This window comes from Paraburkholderia sp. GV068 (genome assembly GCF_003058125.1).
In the GTDB taxonomy this organism is placed as follows: Bacteria; Pseudomonadota; Gammaproteobacteria; order Burkholderiales; family Burkholderiaceae; genus Paraburkholderia; species Paraburkholderia graminis.
This window is the reverse complement of record NZ_QBUB01000043.1, coordinates 1-1,619: the sequence shown is the minus strand read 5'-3', so window position 1 is coordinate 1,619 and position 1,619 is coordinate 1. Positions and strand designations below refer to the sequence as shown.

At 65.0% G+C, this 1,619-nt stretch carries 1 protein-coding gene; it reads right to left on the bottom strand.

From position 1 onward, the window contains the following. Positions 1-49: 49 nt before the first annotated feature. Positions 50-1,552 carry an IS1182 family transposase gene (locus C8K18_RS32995; RefSeq protein WP_165919900.1) on the bottom strand — a complete coding sequence of 501 codons (1,503 nt, stop codon included), beginning with the start codon at positions 1,550-1,552 and terminating at the stop codon, positions 50-52. Positions 1,553-1,619: the final 67 nt, after the last annotated feature.

Here is a 1,619-nt window from a genome sequence, read left to right as displayed (position 1 = left end):
TCAGACTGCTGACCAACCCCACGTTTTCCGGAGCGTGGGGTTTTGTTTTTCAGGCGTAGGAATTCGCGCGATGGCCCGTGACGCTGCGGACCAGCAAGGCGCGAAGAACAGTAAAAACGCGCTGCGGGGCGCGGGCGCAGGCACTGGGCGCACATAAACACGCCCGCAGGCGTGCCACCAGCAACGCGATCTTCTTGATGTTCTGCGCGGCCGCGCCCAGCAGGCACTGCTCAGCCACCTTGCGCAGGCCGCGCATCCTCGCGTAACGATGCCCGTGCAACTGCTTGGCGTCCGCGAAGCTGCGCTCCACGGTCTCCTTGCGCCGCTTGTAGATCGCCTTGCCCCAGTCGGTCAGCCGCCTTGCATTGACGCGCTCCTTCGCGCGCTCCCACACGTGCCGGATGATCACCTTCACATGATTGGCGCTCGCCGTGCACTGGCCGCGCACCGCGCAGCCGCCGCACCGCGCAGGGTCGGACCTGAACTCCTGGTAGCCCGCGCGGTTCGTGGTGCTGTAGCGCAGCACCTGTCCCTGCGGGCAGGTGTACTCCTCGCGATACCGGTCGTATTCATAGTCCTTCCTGTAGAAGAACCCCGGTTTATGGCTGGGCGTGCGGTAGCCCATCACCCCGTCGATGCCCCGATCCTCCAGCCCCTGACAGATGGCCGGCGTGAAGTAGCCGGCGTCCAGCCCCACGGCCTGCACATGGAATCCGAAGCGCCTGCGCTGCCGGTCCAGACGCGCCAGGTAAGGCTGGCTGTCGTGCACCGAGGCCGGCGTCACGTGGGTGTCGGTGATGATCGAATAGCGCGCGTCGACAGTGCGGTGATCCAGATAGAAGAAGCCCGTGGGCTTGTCGTCGCGCACCATGTAGCCGCTGTCCGGGTCGGTGCGGCTGATCTTCGTTTCCTTGTGCCCGCCGCTGGCAGCTGGACCCGACCCGGCATCGTCGCCGCCGCCTTTGCGCCCATCACGCGCAAGCGGCTTTTTACCGTGCGCGGCACGGTCCGCATCGACCGCGGCATCGAGCTCGGCCAGATACGCCGAGGGCGTCTGTTCAAGCTGGACCAGATCGAACCTGCGCTTGTTGGCGTTGGCCTTCAGGTGCGTGCTGTCGGTGTAGAGCACCCGGCCCTCGACCATGTCACGCCCGATGGCCTGCTCAACGATCGCGTCGAAGATCTCCTGGTAGACCGTCGTGTCGGTAAAACGGCGCCGCCGGTTCTGCGAGAACGTCGAGGCGTCAGGCACCCGGTCGGTCAGCCGCAGGCGGGCAAACCACCGGTACGCGACATTGACCTGCACCTCACGCATGAGCTGGCGCTCGCTGCGCACCCCGAACAGGTAGCCGATGAACAGCAGCCGGAACATCATCACCGGATCGAGCGCGGGCCGCCCGTTATCCGCGCAGTACAGGTGGGTCACCTTCTCGCGGATGAATTCGAAATCCACCGCCGCCTCGATCTTGCGCAGCAGATGGTCCTTCGGCACGAGCTCCTCGAGCGTGACCATCTCGAGTTCGTGCTGCATGGGTGTCGGTTTCCTGAGCATGACGCCCATTAAACGACAAAGCCCGGCGCGTGGCCAGGCTTTGGGGGGTACTTTGTCAGCAGTCTGA

Bases quoted from the DNA above. Each gene is read 5' to 3' on its own strand.
- C8K18_RS32995 (WP_165919900.1), bottom strand. From the start codon at position 1,552: ATGCTCAGGAAACCGACACCCATGCAGCACGAACTCGAGATGGTCACG.